The 20,592-nt window shown below is 61.3% G+C and carries 17 protein-coding genes; 10 read left to right on the top strand and 7 right to left on the bottom strand.

Features of this window, described 5'->3' with window-relative positions; all coding sequences use genetic code 11:
* The first annotated feature begins 30 nt into the window (after positions 1–30).
* On the top strand, positions 31–2,322 hold the full coding sequence (bglX, locus tag AC193Q_RS26980) for a beta-glucosidase BglX (RefSeq protein WP_476285334.1): 2,292 nt from the start codon (positions 31–33) through the stop codon (positions 2,320–2,322).
* A gap of 132 nt (positions 2,323–2,454) precedes the next feature.
* Here the strand turns inward: bglX and AC193Q_RS26975 are convergent, their stop codons facing one another.
* From AC193Q_RS26975 to AC193Q_RS26955, 5 genes are all read right to left on the bottom strand, one after another.
* Entirely contained in the window at positions 2,455–3,612 is a 1,158-nt protein-coding gene (locus AC193Q_RS26975) for a phospholipase D-like domain-containing protein (protein WP_476285332.1), read from the bottom strand.
* 1 nt (position 3,613) lies between these two features.
* Positions 3,614–4,204, bottom strand: a complete 591-nt coding sequence (locus tag AC193Q_RS26970; protein ID WP_047292191.1) for a YceI family protein — start codon at positions 4,202–4,204, stop codon at positions 3,614–3,616.
* Positions 4,205–4,394: 190 nt separating this feature from the next.
* Complete coding sequence (locus AC193Q_RS26965; RefSeq protein ID WP_047292189.1) at positions 4,395–4,712, bottom strand: hypothetical protein; 318 nt, start codon at positions 4,710–4,712, stop codon at positions 4,395–4,397.
* Entirely contained in the window at positions 4,709–5,788 is a 1,080-nt protein-coding gene (locus AC193Q_RS26960) for a serine hydrolase domain-containing protein (RefSeq protein ID WP_121184152.1), read from the bottom strand. The genes AC193Q_RS26965 and AC193Q_RS26960 overlap by 4 nt, the downstream gene beginning before the upstream one ends.
* 137 nt (positions 5,789–5,925) lie before the next feature.
* A complete protein-coding gene (locus AC193Q_RS26955; RefSeq protein ID WP_095667324.1) occupies positions 5,926–6,807 on the bottom strand; it encodes an acyl-CoA dehydrogenase middle domain-containing protein in 882 nt (293 codons plus the stop codon).
* 153 nt (positions 6,808–6,960) lie between these two features.
* Here AC193Q_RS26955 and olsB point away from each other — a divergent pair, with 153 nt between their 5' ends.
* Positions 6,961–7,716, top strand: coding sequence for an L-ornithine N(alpha)-acyltransferase (gene olsB, locus AC193Q_RS26950; RefSeq protein ID WP_121184150.1), 756 nt, complete (start codon positions 6,961–6,963; stop codon positions 7,714–7,716).
* Positions 7,716–8,507, top strand: coding sequence for a lysophospholipid acyltransferase family protein (locus AC193Q_RS26945; protein WP_121184148.1), 792 nt, complete (start codon positions 7,716–7,718; stop codon positions 8,505–8,507). Before olsB ends, AC193Q_RS26945 begins: the two co-directional genes overlap by 1 nt.
* A 125-nt stretch (positions 8,508–8,632) precedes the next feature.
* Here AC193Q_RS26945 and AC193Q_RS26940 read toward each other — a convergent pair whose 3' ends face one another.
* The gene (locus AC193Q_RS26940; RefSeq protein WP_121184146.1) at positions 8,633–9,211 is read right to left on the bottom strand and encodes an ACP phosphodiesterase; all 579 of its coding nucleotides are present in this window, start codon (positions 9,209–9,211) and stop codon (positions 8,633–8,635) included.
* Positions 9,212–9,380: 169 nt separating this feature from the next.
* On the opposite strand from AC193Q_RS26940, the gene AC193Q_RS26935 reads away from it, so the two are divergent.
* Genes AC193Q_RS26935 through AC193Q_RS26925 form a run of 3 tightly spaced genes read left to right on the top strand, consistent with a single transcriptional unit; the run spans position 9,381 to position 11,953 of the window.
* Positions 9,381–9,701, top strand: a complete 321-nt coding sequence (locus AC193Q_RS26935; protein WP_003222436.1) for an ArsR/SmtB family transcription factor — start codon at positions 9,381–9,383, stop codon at positions 9,699–9,701.
* 5 nt (positions 9,702–9,706) lie between these two features.
* Positions 9,707–10,873, top strand: a complete 1,167-nt coding sequence (locus AC193Q_RS26930; protein WP_047292176.1) for an MFS transporter — start codon at positions 9,707–9,709, stop codon at positions 10,871–10,873.
* A 30-nt stretch (positions 10,874–10,903) separates the two neighbouring features.
* The gene (locus AC193Q_RS26925) at positions 10,904–11,953 is read left to right on the top strand and encodes an alkene reductase (RefSeq protein ID WP_047292174.1); all 1,050 of its coding nucleotides are present in this window, start codon (positions 10,904–10,906) and stop codon (positions 11,951–11,953) included.
* A 217-nt stretch (positions 11,954–12,170) separates the two neighbouring features.
* Here the strand turns inward: AC193Q_RS26925 and emhR are convergent, their stop codons facing one another.
* A complete protein-coding gene (emhR, locus tag AC193Q_RS26920) occupies positions 12,171–12,803 on the bottom strand; it encodes an efflux system transcriptional repressor EmhR (RefSeq protein WP_008080104.1) in 633 nt (210 codons plus the stop codon).
* A 267-nt stretch (positions 12,804–13,070) separates the two neighbouring features.
* Here emhR and emhA point away from each other — a divergent pair, with 267 nt between their 5' ends.
* The 4 genes from emhA to AC193Q_RS26900 all read left to right on the top strand — a co-directional run bounded on the left by emhA (position 13,071) and on the right by AC193Q_RS26900 (position 20,535).
* Positions 13,071–14,225: an efflux RND transporter periplasmic adaptor subunit EmhA gene (gene emhA, locus AC193Q_RS26915; RefSeq protein ID WP_041070493.1), complete on the top strand. Its 1,155-nt coding sequence runs from the start codon at positions 13,071–13,073 to the stop codon at positions 14,223–14,225.
* 3 nt (positions 14,226–14,228) lie between these two features.
* The gene (gene emhB, locus AC193Q_RS26910) at positions 14,229–17,378 is read left to right on the top strand and encodes an efflux RND transporter permease subunit EmhB (RefSeq protein WP_047292171.1); all 3,150 of its coding nucleotides are present in this window, start codon (positions 14,229–14,231) and stop codon (positions 17,376–17,378) included.
* Positions 17,375–18,835, top strand: a complete 1,461-nt coding sequence (gene emhC / locus AC193Q_RS26905; protein WP_121184144.1) for an efflux RND transporter outer membrane subunit EmhC — start codon at positions 17,375–17,377, stop codon at positions 18,833–18,835. Before emhB ends, emhC begins: the two co-directional genes overlap by 4 nt.
* A gap of 440 nt (positions 18,836–19,275) precedes the next feature.
* Positions 19,276–20,535 (top strand): OprD family porin, encoded by a 1,260-nt coding sequence (locus tag AC193Q_RS26900; RefSeq protein ID WP_121184142.1) that lies wholly within the window; start codon positions 19,276–19,278, stop codon positions 20,533–20,535.
* Positions 20,536–20,592: the final 57 nt, after the last annotated feature.

Raw genomic sequence — 20,592 nt, 5'->3', positions numbered from 1 at the left:
TTGCCGTTTGGGCCCTCGAGAAAAATATTCATGAAGAAGCTGTGTTTGCTGGGCCTGTTCGTCAGCCTGGCCAGTCATCAAGTATTGGCCGCCACGACCCCGGTACCCCTGGAAAACAAGGACGCGTTCATCAGCAACCTGATGAAGCAAATGACCCTCGATGAAAAGATCGGCCAGTTGCGCCTGATCAGCATCGGCCCGGAAATGCCTCGCGAACTGATCCGCAAAGAGATCGCCGCCGGCAATATCGGCGGTACGTTCAACTCGATCACCCGCCCGGAAAACCGTCCGATGCAGGACGCGGCAATGCGCAGCCGCCTGAAGATTCCGATGTTTTTTGCGTACGACGTGATCCACGGTCATCGTACGATTTTCCCGATTCCGCTGGCCCTGGCCTCGAGCTGGGACATGGGCGCCATCGGCCAGTCCGGGCGTATTGCCGCCAAAGAGGCTGCAGCCGACAGCCTCGACATCACCTTCGCACCGATGGTCGACATCTCCCGCGATCCGCGCTGGGGTCGCAGCTCCGAGGGTTTCGGTGAAGACACCTATCTGACTTCGCGCATCGCCAAAGTGATGGTCAAGGCCTATCAGGGCGATACCCCGAGCGCCGCCGACAGCATCATGGCCAGCGTCAAACACTTCGCCCTGTATGGCGCGGTCGAGGGCGGTCGTGACTACAACACCGTGGACATGAGCCCGGTGAAGATGTACCAGGACTACCTGCCGCCGTACCGCGCCGCGATTGATGCCGGCGCCGGTGGCGTGATGGTCGCGCTGAACTCGATCAACGGCATCCCGGCCACCGCCAACACCTGGCTGATGAACGACTTGCTGCGCAAGGACTGGGGCTTCAAGGGCTTGGCCGTCAGCGACCACGGCGCGATCTTCGAACTGATCAAGCACGGCGTGGCCGCCGACGGTCGTGAAGCGGCGAAGCTGGCGATCAAGGCCGGCATCGACATGAGCATGAACGACACCCTGTACGGCAAAGAGCTGCCGGGGCTGCTCAAGTCCGGCGAGATCGAACAGAAAGACATCGACAACGCGGTGCGCGAAGTGCTCGCCGCCAAGTACGACATGGGCCTGTTCAAGGACCCGTACCTGCGTATCGGCAGGGCCGAGGATGATCCGGCCGACACCTACGCCGAAAGCCGTCTGCACCGCGCCGAAGCCCGTGACGTGGCGCGACGCAGCCTGGTGCTGTTGAAGAACCAGAACGACACCCTGCCGCTGAAGAAAGACGCGAAAGTCATGCTGGTCGGTCCATTGGCCAAGGCGCCGATCGACATGATGGGCAGTTGGGCTGCCGCCGGTCGTCCGGCGCAATCGGTGACCCTGTTCGACGGCATGAGCAATGTCATCGGCGACAAGGCCAACCTGATCTACGCCCGTGGCGCCAACATCACCAGCGACAAGAAGGTCCTCGACTACCTGAACTTCCTCAACTTCGACGCCCCGGAAGTGGTCGATGACCCGCGCCCGGCCAATGTGCTGATCGACGAAGCGGTGAAAGCAGCCAAGGACGCAGACGTGATCGTCGCCGCCGTTGGCGAATCCCGTGGCATGTCCCACGAGTCCTCCAGCCGCACCGACCTGAACATCCCGGAAAACCAGCGCGAGTTGATCCGTGCCCTGAAAGCCACCGGCAAACCGCTGGTACTGGTGCTGATGAACGGCCGTCCGCTGACCATTCTCGAAGAGAACCAGTCGGCTGATGCGATTCTGGAAACCTGGTTCAGCGGCACCGAGGGCGGCAACGCCATCGCCGACGTGCTGTTTGGCGACTACAACCCGTCGGGCAAACTGCCGGTGACCTTCCCGCGCTCCGTGGGCCAGATCCCGACCTACTACAACCACCTGAGCATTGGCCGGCCGTTCACGCCGGGCAAACCGGGCAACTACACTTCGCAGTATTTCGATGACACCACGGGCCCGCTGTTCCCGTTCGGTTACGGCTTGAGCTACACCCAATTCGCCCTGAGCGACATGGCGCTGTCGTCAACCACGCTGAACGCCACCGGCAAGCTCGACGCCAGTGTCACCCTGAAAAACACCGGCAAACGTGACGGCGAAACCGTGGTGCAGCTGTACATTCAGGACGTCACCGGCTCGATGATTCGCCCGGTGAAAGAACTGAAGAACTTCCAGAAAGTCATGCTCAAGGCCGGCGAACAGAAAGTCGTGCACTTCACCATCACCGAGGATGACCTGAAGTTCTACAACGCCCAGCTCAAGTACGCGGCAGAGCCTGGCAAGTTCAACGTGCAGATCGGCCTGGATTCGCAGGATGTGACGCAGCAGAGCTTTGAGTTGCTGTAATCCCTGAAACCCTATGCAAAAACCTGTGGGAGCTGGCTTGCCAGCGATGAGGCCAGCACATTCAACATCTCAGTTGACTGTCAGGCCGCCATCGCTGGCAAGCCAGCTCCCACAGTGTTACGGGTGTGACTGCTAGCCGCGGCGATCGAGAATATTGACCACCAGCCGATCCACCCAGCCCCAGATCCGCTGCTTCACCCGCCGCCACAGCGGCCGGCGCTGCCACTCCTCCAGACTGACCTGCTGACTCAGGCCGAAATCCTTCTCGAAACTCTGCACCACCGCTGCCGTCAACGACGGATCCAGTGCCTCCAGATTCGCCTCCAGATTGAAGCGCAGATTCCAGTGATCGAAGTTGCACGATCCGATGCTCACCCACTCGTCCACCAGGACCATTTTCAGGTGCAGGAAACACGGCTGATACTCGAAGATCTGCACTCCGGCCTTGAGCAGGCGCGGGTAGTAGCGATGCCCGGCGTAACGTACCGACGGGTGATCGGTGCGCGGCCCGGTCAGCAGTAATCGGACGTCGACACCCCGGGCAGCGGCCTTGCGCAGCGAGCGGCGGATTTTCCAGGTCGGCAGGAAGTAAGGCGTGGCCATCCAAATGCGTTTCTGTCCGCTGTTCAAGGCGCGGAACAGCGACTGCAGAATGTCGCGATGCTGGCGGGCATCGGCGTAGGCCACGCGGCCCATGCCCTCGCCCATGTCCGGAACCTTGGGCAAGCGTGGCAGGCCGACATGCGCCGAAGGTTTCCAGGCCCGGCGATGGCGGTTGGCGATCCATTGGCGGTCGAACAGCACTTGCCAGTCGAGCACCAGCGGACCGCTGATTTCCACCATCACTTCATGCCATTCGCTGCTGTCCTGCCCCGGCGTCCAGAACTCATCGGTGACACCCGTGCCGCCGACCACCGCCAGACGCTGATCGACCAGCAACAGTTTGCGATGATCGCGATAAAAGTTGCCCACCCAACGCCGCCAGCTCAGTCGATTGTAAAAACGCAGTTCGACCCCGGCCTTAAACAGGCGCTGACGCAGGTGCAGGGTAAACGCGAGACTGCCGTAGTCATCGAACAGGCAGCGCACCCGCACCCCGCGCTCGGCGGCCTGCACCAGCGCCTGCACCACGGCTTCGGCGCAGGCGCCCGCCTCCACCAGATACAACTCGAGTTCGACCTGTTCTTCGGCGCGGGCAATTTCCACCAGCATGCGCGGGAAGAATTGCGGGCCGTCAATCAACAGTTCGAAGCGGTTGCCGTCCCGCCACGGGAACACCGCGCCGCGCATGTCAGCGCGCCGTGAAAATCAGCACCGCACCCACCGGCACCGACGGACTGATGGCCGACAGGCCAGCGAGGTTACGCAGGGTTTCCAGGCCCGGCACCAGATCGAAATCCTCGGCGTTGATCACCAGCGGTTCCAGGGTCACCACTTGAAAACGCCGGTCATCGAGACGGGTGGCCAGCAACTGCGCCGGGTATTCATGTTGCTTGCCGTGCAGGTTGACGGTCAGCGGCAGACGCAATTCCAGCTGCGCACCAGGGGCCAGATCGTTGATCGGGCGCAGGTCGATCCGGGTGCTGATGGTCGCTTCGGGGAATTGCTCGATCTGGAACAGCTCCTTGCGCATGCGCTCGTCGCGCAGCGGGATGCCGCTGTTGACCGAATCCAGCTCGACTTCGACTTCGGCGCGACCATCCGGATCGACCTTGCCGTGCAGCACCAGAAAGCGCTGTACTTCGGAAATGTGGGCGTTTTTCGTGCTGACGAACGACAGCCGCGACGACTCGCCATCCAGATACCAATTGGCCTGCGCCGGCAGCGCGGCGGCGGCCAGCAGCAGACTGGCGAAGGCTTTATAGAGGGAGCGGTTGAACATTGAATACTCGTGGGGGCGATAAACCTGCACGAACCTTAACCGCCCACGCCGTTATTGCAAACTGATCGGCGCAAATCTATCGATTGGTGAAACCTGCTGTGGGAGCTGGCTTGCCAGCGATAGCGTCGGGACAGGCTATCTCTCTGTTGACTGACACACCGTCATCGCTGGCAAGCCAGCTCCCACAGGGTTATCTATTGAATTGAGGATTGAGGCGGCAACCTTGCCGTTCACCCAGCCACTGCGCGCGATTGCTGCGGCCCATGCCACTGACGGTGACGGTTTTGCTCGCGCTGTCATCGGTAAAACCGCTGGTCGGCAGCCACTGTTTCACATAACCCCGGCAATATTCAGCCTCGTTGTTCATCACGTAGCGACACGAACAATATTCCTTGGCCGTGTACGCACTGATGATGTCGGGGAACGCCCACAGATTGTCGCGCTCGAGCCAGATCCAGCCGAGCAGCACGATCAGCGCCAGCAGCAACACCCGCTTCAACAGCTTCATGGCTGCACCGCCTTGAGCACGCGCTTGAGCAGTTCGTTGTGGCGGTAGCTGCCGTCGCGATCATCGGCGTAACGCACGATCAGCAGTTTCTCGCTGGGGATTACATACAGTGCCTGCCCCCAATGACCGAGGGCGGCGAAGGTGTCGGGCGGCGCGGCGGGCCATGGCGCGGCGGCGCCATCCGCCGGGCGATTGAGCCACCACTGGCCGCCGGGCACCGCTTCGTCCTGATGCGCCTTGAAGCCGGCAAATGGCTCACGGTTGAAGGCGATCCAGTCCTTGGGCAGTAATTGCCGGTCGCGCCAACGTCCGTCGCGCAGCATCAACAGGCCAACCCGCGCCAGATCACGGGCGGTGAGATACGCGTAAGAGGACGCGACAAACGTGCCGCCGGCATCGGTTTCCCACACGGCATGGCGGATGCCCAACGGCTCGTACAGCGCCGTCCACGGATAGTCGGGATAACGCTCGGGGCCGACCATGTTCTTCAGCGCCGCCGCCAGCAGATTGCTGTCACCACTGGAATAACGGAACGCCTGCCCCGGCGGCGCATAAGCGTCGTGATCGGCAGTGAACGCGGGCATGTCGCGCTGCCCACGGGTGTAGAGCATCGCCACCACCGAGGATTTCAGCGGGGCGTATTCGTAATCCTCCTGCCAGTCCAGACCGGAAGCCCAGTGCAGCAGGTCCGCCATGGTGATCGCCGGGTGTTTTTCCAACGCCGGATAAAATTTTGAAACGGGATCATCCAGTTTGAACAAGCCTTCGCCATACGCCACGCCAAGCACCGTGGCCATCAGACTCTTGCTGATCGACCAGGTCAGGTGTGGCGTTTCGGCACGGGTCGGACCGGCATAGCGTTCGTAGATAACCTGACCGTCGCGAATGACCAGCAAGGCGTCGGTGCGGATGCCCTGGCGGGTGTCGTCGTCGCGGGGCGGGAAGGCGTAGGTGTCTAATGCCTCGACTGCTGCGCCGCTGATTTTTGCGCCCGTCGGCCATTGTTCATCCGGCCATTGCTCGGCCTGGACCGTGAAGCTGATCAGCAGCAGGAACAGGGACAGGCCTTTGATCATGGAAAAATCTCAACGGACGGGTGCAAAGATCATGGCCCAGAAAAATGACAATCTCCCGATCACTGCAGGAGCTGCCACAGGCTGCGATCTTTTGATTGTGTTTTTAAAGATCAAAAGATCGCAGCCTGCGGCAGCTCCTACAGGGGAATGTGCAGGGCTTTGGCCAAGCGCTTGGCCCGCGCACCCGCCGCCAATTGCATCACCGACTGATCACGCTGCCACATCTGCGCCCACTCCGGATTGCCCTCGGCCAACGCCTGATCGATCTCGCTCTTCAGCGCATCAAACTGCGCAAACAACCCACCCAGCAACACATGTCCGGCCGGATTGTTCGGCGGCTGGCGACTCGCTTCCGCACAGCCGGCCAGCAGCGCCAGCAAACGCAACAGCAGCGGCTGCGACCAGCCACTGTCCTGACCGACGCCATACAGCCACGCGGTCATCGCGCTCAACACATAGACATCTTCCAGGGTGCGGAACGGCTTCACATAAGCATTCCAGCCATCCCCCGCGAGCAACTCGCACAACGCGCCGTCCAGGTGCAGCCGACCGTGACTGATGTCCGGCATCAGCGGCAGCGCCGGGAGTTTTTCCACACGCACGCCGGGCTCGCCGGGATAGACCACCGCCAGGCTCAGGCGCGGCGTTTCACCGGGCTCTTCACTGCGCGCGGCGACGAGCAGCCAGTCGGCGGCATCCCCAGCGGTGACGAAATCCTTGCGCCCGCTCAGGCGTAAATCACTGAGACGGGTCTGCATGTCCGCCGGGCGCAGGCTGCGCTGTTCGGTCGCACACAACGCGCCAAGACTCGGCGGTGCGCTCGGCCAAAGCATGCGCAACGCCGCCTGATACCCCACCAGAAACGCCAGCCCCGGCGTCGCCATGCGCCGCCCTCCGGCCACCGCCAGTTCGAACGGCGTCACGTTGCCCACTTGCTGCAACAAAGTGGCGAAACCTTCCGCCAGATCAGTCACGGCGGGCAGGCGTTCAGGGCTATCGAGCAGGCTGGGCCAGGGCATAAGAGGCTCCTTGAGGGCTGTCATACAAGCATCACCAAACGTTCATGGCGATGACACCGGGGCTACATAGCCTGACTTTGCACAACATGGCTGCATAAAGAAAGTCGATCGGCTGCAACCCACGACGGGTTCAAGGCCCGTACGGAGATTCAAATGACTCAGATCGCCCGCATCAGCGACACCGGCAATGAACGCCGCCTGCAAGCCGAACGCCTGATCGGCGCCGAGGCCTTGCAGCAAGCCCAGGCCTTGCGCTTCAGCGTCTTCAGCGGCGAATTCAACGCCAGGCTGAAAGGCGCGGAACTGGGTCTGGACATGGATGACTATGATGTTCACTGCAGCCACATCGGCGTGCGTGACCTGAACACCGGGCGTCTGGTCGCCACCACTCGTTTACTCGATCACACGGCTGCCAGCAGCCTGGGCAAATTCTACAGCGAAGAAGAATTCAGCCTGCATGGCCTGGCCCATCTGCAAGGACCGATCCTCGAAATCGGCCGCACCTGTGTCGACCCGGCCTACCGCAACGGCGGCACCATCGCTGTGCTTTGGGGGGAACTGGCCGAAGTGTTGAATCAGGGTGGCTACAGCTACCTGATGGGTTGCGCGAGCATTCCGATGCAGGACGGCGGCGTGCAGGCCCACGCGATCATGCAGCGTCTGCGCGAACGCTACCTGTGCACCGAACACCTGCGCGCCGAACCGAAGAATCCACTGCCATCGCTGGACATTCCATCGAACGTGATCGCCGAAATGCCGCCGCTGCTCAAGGCCTACATGCGCCTGGGCGCGAAGATCTGCGGCGAGCCGTGCTGGGACGAAGACTTCCAGGTCGCCGACGTATTCATCCTGCTCAAACGCGACGAACTCTGCCCGCGTTACGCCAGGCACTTCAAGGCGGCCGTGTGATGAGCCGGCTGCGCGTGTACGCGCGAATCGCGCGGGTGCTGCTGGTGGTGACGCTGGGCCTGACCATGGCCAGCGTGTTCGGCGTATTCGAACGTCTGGGCCTGGCGCACTCGATGCAACGTCGACAGCGCTGGTCGCGTTTCTTCATGGCACGTTTGAGCAATGCCCTGCCCTTTCGCGTAACGGTGCACGGCGAGTTGCCACAGCAGCCAATGCTGTGGGTCAGCAATCATGTGTCATGGACTGACATTCCACTGCTGGGCATGCTCACGCCGCTGTCGTTTCTGTCCAAGGCCGAAGTGCGCACCTGGCCGGTGGCTGGCTGGCTGGCGGCCAAGGCCGGCAGCCTGTTCATCCGTCGCGGCTCGGGTGACAGCCAGTTGATCCGCAAACAGATGACCCGTCATTTGCAGACGCAGCATCCGCTGCTGATGTTCCCGGAAGGCACCACCACCGATGGCCGTTCGCTGCGCACCTTTCATGGTCGCCTGCTGTCGGCGGCCATCGATTCCGAGGTGATGCTGCAACCGGTGGCGATTCGTTATCTGCGCAATGGCGAAATCGACGCGCTGGCGCCGTTCATTGGTGACGATGATTTGCTGTCGCACCTGATGCGTCTGTTCAGCCATGATTGCGCCGATGTTGAAGTGCATCTGCTCAAGCCGATCGCCTGTCAGGGCCGCGAGCGTGCGGCACTGGCGTTCGAAGCGCAGCAGGCGGTGCAAAAGGCGTTGTTTGGCGCGATTCCGGAAAAGCAAAAAACCCCGATGCGCCCGGCCATCGCCGCCTGAAATACAACCGCTAAAATCACCCTCGGCCCCTGTGGGAGCTGGCTTGCCAGCGATAGCGGTAGACCAGCCGACACGAATATTGAATGTGCCGACGCCATCGCTGGCAAGCCAGCTCCCACAGGGACTCAGGGTGTTGTTGAGGATTGTGCGAAGTCTTGCAATTGCGGGTAGAACAACGCGAAGTCCTCACTCAGCGGCTCATACAACCGCCGCAATTCCTGCATCGCCATCGCCAGTTCCTCCGGCCGGGTCAGGCGCCGGGAGATCCCGCGCAGCACCTGCTCCAGCACTTCGAACGCCTGATACGAACCCAGCCAGTCATTGGCAACCATGTGCGGTGCGATCTTCGCCAGGCGTTCGGGCAATTGCCGTTCATTCGACAGCACCCGGTACACGTCGCGGGTGAAGTGCTCCAGCGGCTGATCGGCGTACAGCGTCCAGTCCCGCGCCAGGCAATGGTCGAAAAACACATCGAGGACAATCCCCGCGTAGCGCCGCCGGGTCGCGGTGAAACGTCCGAGGGCGATGTCCACCACAGGGTGGCGATCGGTGAACACATCAATCCGCCGATGCAGCTGAATCGCCGCTTCAATCTGCGGCGCAAATTGCCCTTGCAGGCGTCCTTTGACGAAATCGCCATACAGACTGCCGAGTAATTGCTCGGGGAGCTGGCCTCCGAGGTGTAAATGTGCGAGATAGTTCATGGGCGCAGCTTAGCACTGCGCGCTTTCATCGTTACAACACACGTATCGTTATAACCCGATATACCGATTTATGCGGTCGTCAGATCAAATTCATATTGGTATATCGCGAAATACCGATTTAAAGTTCGCCTCATCGCGATATAGCGCTACACATCACGAGCACAAAGCCATGAACCTCGACCTCGACGAAATAATAAAAGCCCTGGCGCACCCAGTACGGCGAGACATCCTCATCTGGCTGAAAGACCCCAAAGCCCAGTTTCCTGAGCAGATTCACAACCACGAGTACGGCATCTGTGCCGGGCAGATCGATCAACGCTGCGGCCTGTCGCAGTCGACCGTCTCCGCCCACCTGGCGACCCTGCAACGTGCAGGTCTGATCAGCAGCCAGAAAGCCGGCCAGTGGCACTTTTTCAAACGCAACGAGGACGTGATCCAGGCGTTCCTCGACGCCATCGTCAAAGAGCTCAGCGCTCCCACAAGGAATTGATTCAAATGCCCCTCTCGCTACTCATCCTGGCCTTGAGTGCCTTCGCCATCGGCACCACTGAGTTCGTCATCATGGGCCTGCTGCCCGATGTGGCGACCGATCTCGGTGTGTCGATCCCGGGCGCCGGCTGGCTGGTGACCGGTTACGCCCTGGGCGTGGCCATCGGTGCGCCGTTCATGGCGCTGGCCACCGCCAGACTGCCGCGCAAGGCCGCACTGATAGCGCTGATGGGAATTTTCATCGTTGGTAACCTGCTGTGTGCCATCGCCAGTGATTACAACGTGCTGATGTTTGCCCGCGTCGTCACCGCGCTGTGCCACGGTGCGTTTTTCGGTATCGGTTCTGTGGTAGCTGCCGGGCTGGTCGCGCCAAACAAGCGCGCATCCGCCGTGGCACTGATGTTCACCGGCCTGACCCTGGCCAACGTGCTCGGCGTGCCACTGGGCACGGCGCTGGGTCAGGAAGCCGGCTGGCGTTCGACCTTCTGGGCGGTAACCGTAATTGGCGTCGTGGCGCTGATCGGTCTGATCCGCTTCCTGCCGGCCAAGCGTGACGAAGAAAAACTCGACATGCGCGCCGAACTCGCCGCCCTCAAGGGCGCCGGCATCTGGCTGTCGCTGAGCATGACCGCACTGTTCGCCGCGTCGATGTTCACCCTCTTCACCTACGTCGCGCCGCTGCTCGGTGATGTCACCGGTGTCTCGCCCAAAGGCGTGACCTGGACCCTGCTGCTGATCGGCCTCGGTCTGACGGTGGGCAACATCATTGGCGGCAAACTGGCGGACAAGCGTCTCGGCGCCACTCTGATCGGTGTGTTCGTGGCGATGGCGGTGGTTTCCACCGTGCTGAGCTGGACCAGCGTTGCGCTGATCCCGACGGAAATCACCCTGTTCCTCTGGGCCACCGCTTCGTTCGCCGCCGTTCCGGCGCTGCAAGTCAACGTGGTGACCTTCGGCAAGGCGGCCCCGAACCTGGTGTCGACCCTGAACATCGGTGCTTTCAACATCGGCAACGCCTTGGGCGCCTGGGTCGGCGGCAGCGTCATCGCCCACGGTTTCGGCCTGACCAGCGTGCCCCTGGCCGCCGCCGCGCTGGCCGTGCTCGCGCTGCTGGTGACCCTGATCACTTTCCGTCAGAACGGCGATGCCGGCCTGGCCCCTGCTACCCACTGATTAACCACTTCACTGACGAGGGTTGTACACATGGCAACTATTTTCGATCCGATCAAACTGGGCGACCTCGAGCTGTCCAACCGCATCATCATGGCCCCGCTGACCCGCTGCCGCGCCGACGAAGGCCGCGTGCCGAACGCGCTGATGGCTGAATACTACGTACAACGCGCGTCGGCTGGCCTGATCCTGTCCGAAGCCACCTCGGTCACCCCGATGGGCGTTGGCTACCCGGACACCCCGGGCATCTGGTCCAACGACCAGGTGCGCGGCTGGACCAACGTGACCAAAGCCGTGCACGCGGCCGGCGGCAAGATCGTTCTGCAACTGTGGCACGTCGGCCGCATCTCGCACCCGTCGTACCTCAATGGTGAAGCTCCGGTCGCGCCGAGCGCCATCCAGCCTAAAGGTCACGTCAGTCTGGTGCGACCACTGGCCGACTACCCGACCCCGCGCGCGCTGGAAACCGCTGAAATCGCCGAGATTGTCGAGGCCTACCGTACCGGCGCCGAGAACGCCAAAGCCGCCGGTTTCGATGGCGTGGAAATCCACGGCGCCAACGGCTACCTGCTCGACCAGTTCCTGCAAAGCAGCACCAACCAGCGCACCGACAACTACGGCGGCTCCCTGGAGAACCGTGCGCGTCTGCTGCTGGAAGTGACTGACGCGGCGATCGACGTCTGGGGCGCCGGCCGTGTCGGCGTGCACCTGGCACCCCGCGCCGACTCCCATGACATGGGCGACGACAATCTGGCCGAGACCTTCACTTATGTCGCTCGCGAGCTGGGCAAACGTGGCATCGCCTTCATCTGCTCCCGCGAGAAAGAAGGTGCCGACAGCCTCGGTCCACAGCTCAAAGAAGCCTTCGGCGGTGCGTACATCGCTAACGAGCGCTTCACCAAAGACAGCGCCAATGCGTGGCTGGCTGAAGGCAAGGCTGACGCCGTAGCGTTCGGCGTACCGTTCATTGCCAACCCGGACCTGCCGGCACGCCTGAAGGCCGATGCTCCGCTGAACGATCCGCGCCCAGAGCTGTTCTACGGCAAGGGCCCGGTCGGTTACATCGACTACCCGACGCTGTAAACGTTATTCAGTCCAAAGCAGCAGAAACGCAAAAGCCCCCGACTCGTGAGAGCCGGGGGCTTTTTCTTGGGCGTCCGGTACGGGGCAGCTAACATTCGTTCACAGGGACGACACAAAATCCCTACAAAATCCGTAGCTCGCTACGTTTAAACTCGCGGTTCGGGCGTCTATAAAAGCAGGCCAATTGACATAACCTGCGTCAATTACGCATTTTGTTTCATTTGCGCAGGCTGGGGCTCAGGCGCAGCATATCCAATCCTGTATCGACCCAACGCTCGGCCTCGGCATGCAGCTCAAAGCTGTCCGGCGCCAATAGCCATCCATACAGGAGGCCATCGATATACGCATGAATGCTGATGGCCGCGCGGGCAGTGTCGAGATCTTCCGGCAACTGGCCGCGATTGACCGCATTACGCAGGGTCAGTCCGATGCGCAGATTGCAATCGAGACTGGCCGTGCGGCGCTGCTGGCGCAGATCGCACATTTCATCGGTGAATTCGCACTTGTGAAACAGAATCTCGTTAATGCGACGGGTCTTCGGATCCAGGGCAACCTGATGGAACAGATGGATCAACAGCTTGCGCATGCACCCCAGCGGATCGAGTTCGTCCTCGCTCTCGCTGGCCTTGGCCAATTCATCCAGCGGTTCATGCAGGCTGTCGAGCATCGCCTGCACCAGATCGGCCTTGTTGCTGAAATGCCAATAAATGGCGCCGCGCGTAACGCCGGCCATTGTCGCGATATCCGCCAGGGTCGTGCGGGCCACGCCCCTTTCATAAAACGCTTTCTCGGCCGCTTCGAGAATCTGGCTGCGCGTTTCCTGAGCTTCCTCTTTGGTACGACGGACCATGGCAGTAAAACCTCAAACAGGATGTTTCAGGGATGGCTGAATATCCGCTGAATAAAGAGGGGGCCGATTTCTCACGAATCGGCTCCCCGGCCTACAATTTCAAACCTTGCGACGCATTTTGTAACAGGGTGGGTACGACGCCAAGCTATTTACAAACAACCATGAACGTAAGTATATTCCTTAGCAAGCTACTTATCCACTCGACCCGATTTTTTTACCCTTCCACACTTCTTGTGCGCATTTTGCGCGCCTGACCCGAGGATCTTCATGCAATTCAAGCCAGCTGTTACCGCTCTGGTCACTGCCGTCGCCCTGGCATCGCTGCTCAGCGGATGTAAAAAGGAAGAAGCGGCCCCGGCCGCTCCGCCTCCTCAGGTCGGCGTCGTCACCCTGCAACCACAAGCGTTCACCCTCACGTCGGAACTGCCGGGGCGCACCAGTGCGTACCGCATCGCTGAAGTCCGGCCACAGGTCAACGGCATCATTCTCAAGCGCCTGTTCAAGGAAGGCGCCGATGTCAAAGCCGGTCAGCAGCTGTACCAGATCGATCCGGCAGTCTATGAAGCGACCCTGAAAAGCGCCGAAGCCAATCTGCGTTCGACCAAGTCGATCTCCGACCGCTACAAGCAACTGGTCGACGAGCAAGCCGTGAGCCGCCAGGAATACGACACCGCCGTGGCCAACCGCATGGAATCGGAAGCGTCGCTGCAAAGCGCGCAGATCAATGTGAAATACACCAAGGTCTACGCGCCAATCTCCGGTCGTATCGGCCGTTCTGCGGTGACCGAAGGCGCGCTGGTCAGCAATGGTCAGGCCGACGCGATGGCGACGATCCAGCAACTGGACCCGATCTATGTCGACGTCACCCAGTCCTCGGTTGAACTGCTGGAACTGCGCCGCGAGCTGGAAAGCGGTCGTCTGCAGAAAGCCGGTGACAACTCGGCAGCGGTCAAGTTGACCCTGGAAGACGGCAGCCAGTACAAGCTCGACGGCAAACTGGAATTCTCCGAAGTATCGGTTGATCCGACGACCGGTTCCGTGACCCTGCGCGCCGTGTTCCCGAACCCGGATCACACCCTGCTGCCCGGCATGTTCGTCCGCGCCCAGTTGCAGGCCGGGGTCAACGCCGCCGCCATTCTGGCGCCGCAACAAGGCGTGACCCGTGACCTCAAGGGCACCCCGACCGCACTGGTTGTCGGCCCGGACAACAAGGTCGAGCTGCGTCAGCTCAAGGCCAGCCGCACCGTCGGCAGCCAGTGGCTGATCGAAGATGGCCTGAAAGCCGGCGATCGTCTGATCACCGAGGGCCTGCAATATGTTCGCCCAGGTGCTCAGGTCAACCCGACCGAAGCAACCAACGTAGCCAAGAACCCGGCCCCCGCTCAGGCAGCTGACAAAGCCGCTGGCGGCAAAGGGGAGTAACTCATGTCGAAATTTTTTATCGACCGTCCGATTTTCGCCTGGGTAATTGCCCTGGTGATCATGTTGGTCGGGGCACTCTCGATCCTCAAATTGCCGATCAACCAATACCCGAGCATTGCGCCTCCGGCCATCGCGATCTCCGTGACCTACCCGGGTGCTTCGGCACAAACCGTGCAGGACACCGTGGTCCAGGTGATCGAGCAACAGCTCAACGGTATCGACAACTTGCGTTATGTGTCTTCGGAAAGTAACTCCGACGGCAGCATGACCATCACCGCGACCTTCGAGCAAGGCACCAACTCCGACACCGCGCAGGTTCAGGTTCAGAACAAGCTGAACTTGGCGACCCCGCTGCTGCCGCAGGAAGTGCAGCAACAGGGTATCCGCGTGACCAAGGCAGTGAAGAACTTCCTGCTGGTGATCGGCGTGGTATCGCGTGACGGCAGCATGACCAAGGACGACCTGTCCAACTACATCGTGTCGAACATGCAGGACCCGATCTCGCGGACTGCCGGTGTCGGTGACTTCCAGGTCTTCGGTGCCCAGTACGCAATGCGCATCTGGCTCGATCCGGCCAAGTTGAACAAGTACAACCTGACCCCCGCTGATGTCAGCAGCGCGATTTCGGCGCAGAACGTTCAGGTGTCTTCCGGTCAGCTCGGCGGTTTGCCGGCGCTGCCAGGCCAGCAACTGAACGCCACGATCATCGGCAAGACCCGTCTGCAGACTGCCGAGCAGTTCAAGGCGATTCTGCTGAAGGTCAACCAGGACGGTTCGCAAGTGCACATCGGCGATGTCGCCGACGTCGGTCTGGGTGGTGAAAACTCGACCATCTCGGCGCAGTTCAACGGCAAGCCGTCGTCCGGTCTGGCGGTCAAACTGGCCAACGGCGCCAACGCCCTCGACACCGCCAAGGCGCTGCGCAAGACGATTGACGAACTCAAGCCGTTCTTCCCGCAAGGCATGGAAGTGGTGTTCCCGTACGACACCACGCCAGTGGTGACCGAATCGATCAAGGGTGTGGTTGAAACCCTGGTCGAGGCGATCGCGCTGGTGTTCCTGGTGATGTTCCTGTTCCTGCAGAACTTCCGCGCCACCGTCATCACCACGATGACCGTGCCGGTGGTATTGCTCGGCACGTTCGGCATCCTCGCGGCTGCCGGTTTCAGCATCAACACCCTGACCATGTTCGGTATGGTATTGGCCATCGGCCTGCTGGTGGACGACGCCATCGTCGTGGTGGAAAACGTCGAGCGGGTGATGGCCGAAGAAGGCTTGTCACCGAAGGAAGCGACGAAGAAGTCCATGGGGCAGATCCAGGGCGCTCTGGTCGGTATCGCCCTGGTGCTGTCGGCAGTATTGCTGCCGATGGCGTTCTTCAGCGGTTCCACCGGTGTGATCTACCGTCAGTTCTCGATCACTATCGTCTCGGCCATGGCCCTGTCGGTGCTGGTTGCGCTGATCTTCACCCCGGCGCTCTGCGCGACCATGCTCAAGGCCATTCCGAAAGGCGAGCACGGCACGCCGAAAAAAGGCTTCTTCGGCTGGTTCAACCGCAACTTCGACCGCAGCGTGCGCAGCTACGAGCGCGGCGTTGGCAACATCCTGCAGCGCAAGGCGCCGTATCTGTTGGCCTACCTGTTGATCGTGGTCGGCATGATCTGGCTGTTCACCCGCATTCCGACTGCGTTCCTGCCGGAAGAAGACCAGGGCGTATTGTTCGCCCAGGTACAGACTCCAGCGGGTTCCAGTGCCGAACGAACCCAGGTCGTGATCGACGAAATGCGTTCGTATCTGCTGGATAAAGAAGCGGGGGCGGTGTCTTCGGTGTTCACCGTGAACGGCTTCAACTTCGCCGGTCGTGGGCAGAGCTCGGGTCTGGCGTTCATCATGCTCAAGCCGTGGCACGAGCGTGATTCGAGCAACAGCGTGTTTGCCCTGGCCCAGCGCGCCCAGCAGCACTTCTTCAGCTTCCGCGACGCGATGGTGTTTGCCTTCGCCCCGCCAGCGGTACTGGAGTTGGGTAACGCCACCGGTTTCGACGTGTTCCTGCAGGACCGCGCCGGTATCGGTCACGAAAAACTGATGGAAGCGCGCAACCAGTTCCTCGGCATGGCCGCGCAGAGCAAGGTGCTCTACCAGGTGCGTCCGAACGGTCTGAACGATGAGCCGCAATACCACCTGGAAATCGACGATGCGAAGGCCCGCGCCCTGGGCGTGAGCATTTCCGACATCAACAGCACCCTGTCGATCTCCTTCGGTAGTAGCTACGTCAACGACTTCATCGACCGCGGTCGGGTGAAAAAGGTGTACGTGCAAGGTCAGGCTGGCGCTCGCATGAGCCCGGAAGACCTGAAGAAGTGGTACGTGCGCAACAGTGCCGGGACCATGGTGCCGTTCTCCGCATTCGCCAAGGGCGAGTGGATCTACGGTTCGCCGAAACTGGCGCGCTACAACGGTGTGGAAGCGATGGAGATCCTCGGTTCTCCGGCGCCGGGTTACTCCACCGGTGAAGCGATGGCCGAAGTCGAAGCGATTGCCAAGAAGCTGCCGGCCGGTGTCGGTATCTCCTGGACCGGTCTGTCCTACGAGGAACGGCTGTCCGGCTCGCAGGCGCCAGCGCTGTATGCCCTGTCGCTGCTGATGGTGTTCCTGTGTCTGGCGGCGCTGTACGAGAGCTGGTCGATTCCGATCGCCGTGATGCTCGTGGTACCGCTGGGGATCATCGGCGCGCTGATGGCCACCAGCCTGCGCGGGCTGTCCAACGACGTGTACTTCCAGGTGGGTCTGTTGACGACCATCGGTCTTGCGGCTAAAAACGCCATTCTGATCGTCGAATTCGCCAAGGAGCTGCATGAACAAGGGCGCAGTCTGCGCGATGCGGCGATCGAAGCGTGCCGCATGCGTCTGCGACCGATCATCATGACCTCGCTGGCGTTCGTTCTCGGTGTAGTACCGTTGGCGATCTCCACGGGCGCAGGTTCGGGTAGCCAGCATGCGATCGGTACCGGCGTGATTGGCGGTATGCTCACGGCCACGATCCTGGCGATCTTCTGGGTCCCACTGTTCTTCGTCACGGTTTCGTCCATGGGCCAGCGCAAAATCGCCGATCCGGACGAGACGACTGAAACTCCTAAAGAGGCTGGCCAATGAGCAAGTCGCTACTCTCCATCGCAGTCGCCGCCTTCGTGCTGAGCGGTTGCTCGCTGATCCCCGATTATCAGCAGCCTGAGGCTCCTGTCGCAGGTCAGTACCCGCAAGGGCCGGCCTATTCACCGGCCCAGGCGCCGGCGCAAGCCGCTGCCGAGCAGGGCTGGAAGCAGTTTTTCCATGACCCGGCCCTGCAGCAACTGATCCAGGTGGCACTGGAAAACAACCGCGACCTGCGTGTCGCGGCACTGAATATCGACGCTTACGCGGCTCAATACCGCATCCAGCGAGCGGATCTGTTCCCGGCCGTATCGGCCAATGCCAGCGGCAGCCGTCAGCGGGTTCCGGCACGAGCGTCGCAGACCGGTGATTCGACGATCACCAGTTCCTACACCGCGACCGTCGGCATCAGCGCCTACGAACTCGACCTGTTCGGACGGGTGCGCAGCCTGAGCGAACAAGCGCTGCAACAATACTTCGCCACCGAAGAAGCGCGTCGCAGCACCCAGATCAGTCTGGTGGCCAGTGTGGCCAACGCCTACATGACCTGGCAGGCCGACAAGGAACTGCTCAAGCTGACGCAAGACACCCTCGGTGCCTTCGAAGAAAGCTACAAGCTGACCAGCCGCAGCAACGAAGTCGGTGTGGCCTCGGCGCTGGACCTGGCGCAGTCGCGCACCTCGGTGGAAAACGCCCGGGCGCAACTGGCCAGGTACACCCGTCAGGTGGCTCAGGACGAGAACAGCCTGACCCTGCTGCTCGGCACCGGTATCCCGGCCAACCTGCAAGCGGCCAAACCGCTGTCGGATGATCTGCTCAGCGACGTACCCGCCGGTCTGCCTTCGGACTTGCTGCAACGTCGTCCTGACATCCTTCAGGCCGAGTACAACCTGAAAGCGGCCAACGCCAACATCGGCGCCGCCCGTGCAGCGTTCTTCCCGAGCATCAGCCTGACCGCCAACGCGGGCAGCCTGAGCCCGGACCTGTCCGGTCTGTTCAAGGGTGGCTCGGGTACCTGGCTGTTCCAGCCGCAGATCAACCTGCCGATCTTCAACGCCGGCAGCCTGCGCGCCAGCCTCGACTACGCCAAGATCCAGAAGGACATTGGCGTGGCGAACTACGAGAAGTCGATTCAGACCGCTTTCCAGGAAGTCGCCGACGGCCTGGCCGCACGCCAGACCTACACCGAGCAGCTGCAAGCGCAGCGTGACTTCGTCGCGGCCAACCAGGATTACTACCGCCTGGCCGAGCGTCGTTACCGCATCGGTGTCGACAGCAACTTGACCTTCCTCGACGCCCAGCGTCAGTTGTTCAGCGCGCAACAGGCACTGATCACCGACCGCCTCGCGCAGCTGACCAGTGCGGTCAACCTGTACAAGGCCTTGGGTGGTGGCTGGAACGCGCAGACCGCACAGAACGAACCGCTGAAAGAAGAAGCACCGAAGATGAAGCTGTTCTGATCATCATCAGGTGAAATCAGGATGCCCACCGATTGGTGGGCTTTTTGTTGCCTCAGGAAAAGTTTAGGTGCCTGCACTGACCCCATCGCTGGCGAGCCAGCTCCCACAGGTTTTCAGGGGTCCGCAAAATATGTGTTCACTGAAGATCCTTGTGGGAGCTGGCTTGCCAGCGATGAGGTCTTCACAGACACCCTGAAATCCAACTGAATCTTGCGTTCGATAATCGCCCAGAACCCGCTTTTACCAATTGAATCAACACATCCGCGCCCCGCACCATTCGCTCCACAAAACCAATAACAACAGGTTCGATACCATGCTCCCGCGCCCTGTCCCGCCCGGCTGATCGCCGCCGCTTCATTCCTGATCTGCATTGTTGTGCTCGCCCCAAAGTGGCGGCAGCGAACCCGTTCGTCCCCAAAAAAATAACAAGAGACCCTGCGATGACTCATCCCACTGCGCCGTACGCACTCCCCGGCCTGATCGCCCTGGCCCTGACCGGCGCCGCCCTGCCCGCCGCAGCCGAAGAAGCCGGTTTTATCGAGGGCGCCAGCGCCAACCTGAACCTGCGCAATTTCTACATCAACCGCAACTTCACCAACCCGACCAAGGCGCAGGGCAAGGCTGAAGAGTGGACGCAGAACTTCATCCTCGACGCCAAATCCGGTTTCACCCAGGGCACCGTCGGTTTCGGCATGGACGTGCTCGGCCTGTATTCGGTAAAGCTCGATGGCGGTAAAGGCACCGGCGGCACGCAACTGCTGCCGCTGGATCACGACGGGCGTCCGGCGGACAACTTCGGCCGCACCAACGTCGCGTTCAAGGCCAAGCTGTCGCAGACCGAAATCAAGGTCGGCGAATGGATGCCAGTGCTGCCGATCCTGCGTTCGGACGACGGTCGTTCGCTGCCGCAAACCTTCCGTGGTGGCCAGATCACCTCGAAGGAGATCAACGGCCTGACCCTCTACGGCGGCCAGTTCCGCGCCAACAGCCCGCGCGACGACAGCAGCATGAGCGACATGTCGATGTTCGGTAAAGCAGCGTTCACCTCTGATCGCTTCAACTTCCAGGGCGGTGAATACCAGTTCAACGAAAAACGCACGCAGATCGGTCTGTGGAACGCCGAACTCAAAGACATTTACAGCCAGCAATACGTCAATCTGACTCACAGCCAGCCACTCGGTGACTGGACGCTGGGCGCCAACCTCGGCTTTTTCTACGGCAAGGATGACGGCAGCGCCCGCGCCGGCGAACTCGACAACAAGACCTGGTCGGGGATGTTCTCGGCCCGCTACGGCGGCAACACCTTCTATGTCGGCCTGCAGAAACTCACTGGCGACAGCGCCTGGATGCGCGTCAACGGCACCAGCGGCGGCACCCTGGCCAACGACAGTTACAACTCCAGCTACGACAATGCCCAGGAACGTTCCTGGCAGGTGCGCCACGACTACAACTTCGCCGCCCTGGGCATTCCCGGCCTGACCCTGATGAACCGCTACATCAGCGGCGACAACGTGCACACCGGCACCATCACCGACGGCAAGGAATGGGGCCGCGAATCGGAACTGGGCTACACCGTACAAAGCGGTACCCTGCGCAACCTCAACGTGCGCTGGCGCAACTCGACCATGCGCCGCGACTTCAGCAACAACGAGTTCGACGAAAACCGCCTGATCATCAGCTATCCGATCAGCTTGCTCTGATCCCCACGCCGGCGCTGCATGAGTGGCGCCGGCCTCAACCACTGGTCAGCCCGGACT

This window comes from Pseudomonas sp. F2 (assembly GCF_057174385.1).
The sequence above is the reverse complement of the archived record's forward strand: the minus strand, read 5'-3'. Positions and strand labels throughout refer to the sequence as shown.

Coding starts and splice junctions, on each gene's coding strand:
- bglX (WP_476285334.1), top strand. CDS start 31: ATGAAGAAGCTGTGTTTGCTGGGCCTGTTCGTCAGCCTGGCCAGTCAT.
- AC193Q_RS26925 (WP_047292174.1), top strand. CDS start 10,904: ATGGCAACTATTTTCGATCCGATCAAACTGGGCGACCTCGAGCTGTCC.
- AC193Q_RS26970 (WP_047292191.1), bottom strand. CDS start 4,204: ATGTTCAACCGCTCCCTCTATAAAGCCTTCGCCAGTCTGCTGCTGGCC.
- AC193Q_RS26935 (WP_003222436.1), top strand. CDS start 9,381: ATGAACCTCGACCTCGACGAAATAATAAAAGCCCTGGCGCACCCAGTA.
- emhR (WP_008080104.1), bottom strand. CDS start 12,803: ATGGTCCGTCGTACCAAAGAGGAAGCTCAGGAAACGCGCAGCCAGATT.
- AC193Q_RS26960 (WP_121184152.1), bottom strand. CDS start 5,788: ATGATCAAAGGCCTGTCCCTGTTCCTGCTGCTGATCAGCTTCACGGTC.
- AC193Q_RS26945 (WP_121184148.1), top strand. CDS start 7,716: ATGAGCCGGCTGCGCGTGTACGCGCGAATCGCGCGGGTGCTGCTGGTG.
- AC193Q_RS26900 (WP_121184142.1), top strand. CDS start 19,276: ATGACTCATCCCACTGCGCCGTACGCACTCCCCGGCCTGATCGCCCTG.
- emhC (WP_121184144.1), top strand. CDS start 17,375: ATGAGCAAGTCGCTACTCTCCATCGCAGTCGCCGCCTTCGTGCTGAGC.
- AC193Q_RS26940 (WP_121184146.1), bottom strand. CDS start 9,211: ATGAACTATCTCGCACATTTACACCTCGGAGGCCAGCTCCCCGAGCAA.
- AC193Q_RS26930 (WP_047292176.1), top strand. CDS start 9,707: ATGCCCCTCTCGCTACTCATCCTGGCCTTGAGTGCCTTCGCCATCGGC.
- emhA (WP_041070493.1), top strand. CDS start 13,071: ATGCAATTCAAGCCAGCTGTTACCGCTCTGGTCACTGCCGTCGCCCTG.
- olsB (WP_121184150.1), top strand. CDS start 6,961: ATGACTCAGATCGCCCGCATCAGCGACACCGGCAATGAACGCCGCCTG.
- AC193Q_RS26965 (WP_047292189.1), bottom strand. CDS start 4,712: ATGAAGCTGTTGAAGCGGGTGTTGCTGCTGGCGCTGATCGTGCTGCTC.
- emhB (WP_047292171.1), top strand. CDS start 14,229: ATGTCGAAATTTTTTATCGACCGTCCGATTTTCGCCTGGGTAATTGCC.
- AC193Q_RS26955 (WP_095667324.1), bottom strand. CDS start 6,807: ATGCCCTGGCCCAGCCTGCTCGATAGCCCTGAACGCCTGCCCGCCGTG.
- AC193Q_RS26975 (WP_476285332.1), bottom strand. CDS start 3,612: ATGCGCGGCGCGGTGTTCCCGTGGCGGGACGGCAACCGCTTCGAACTG.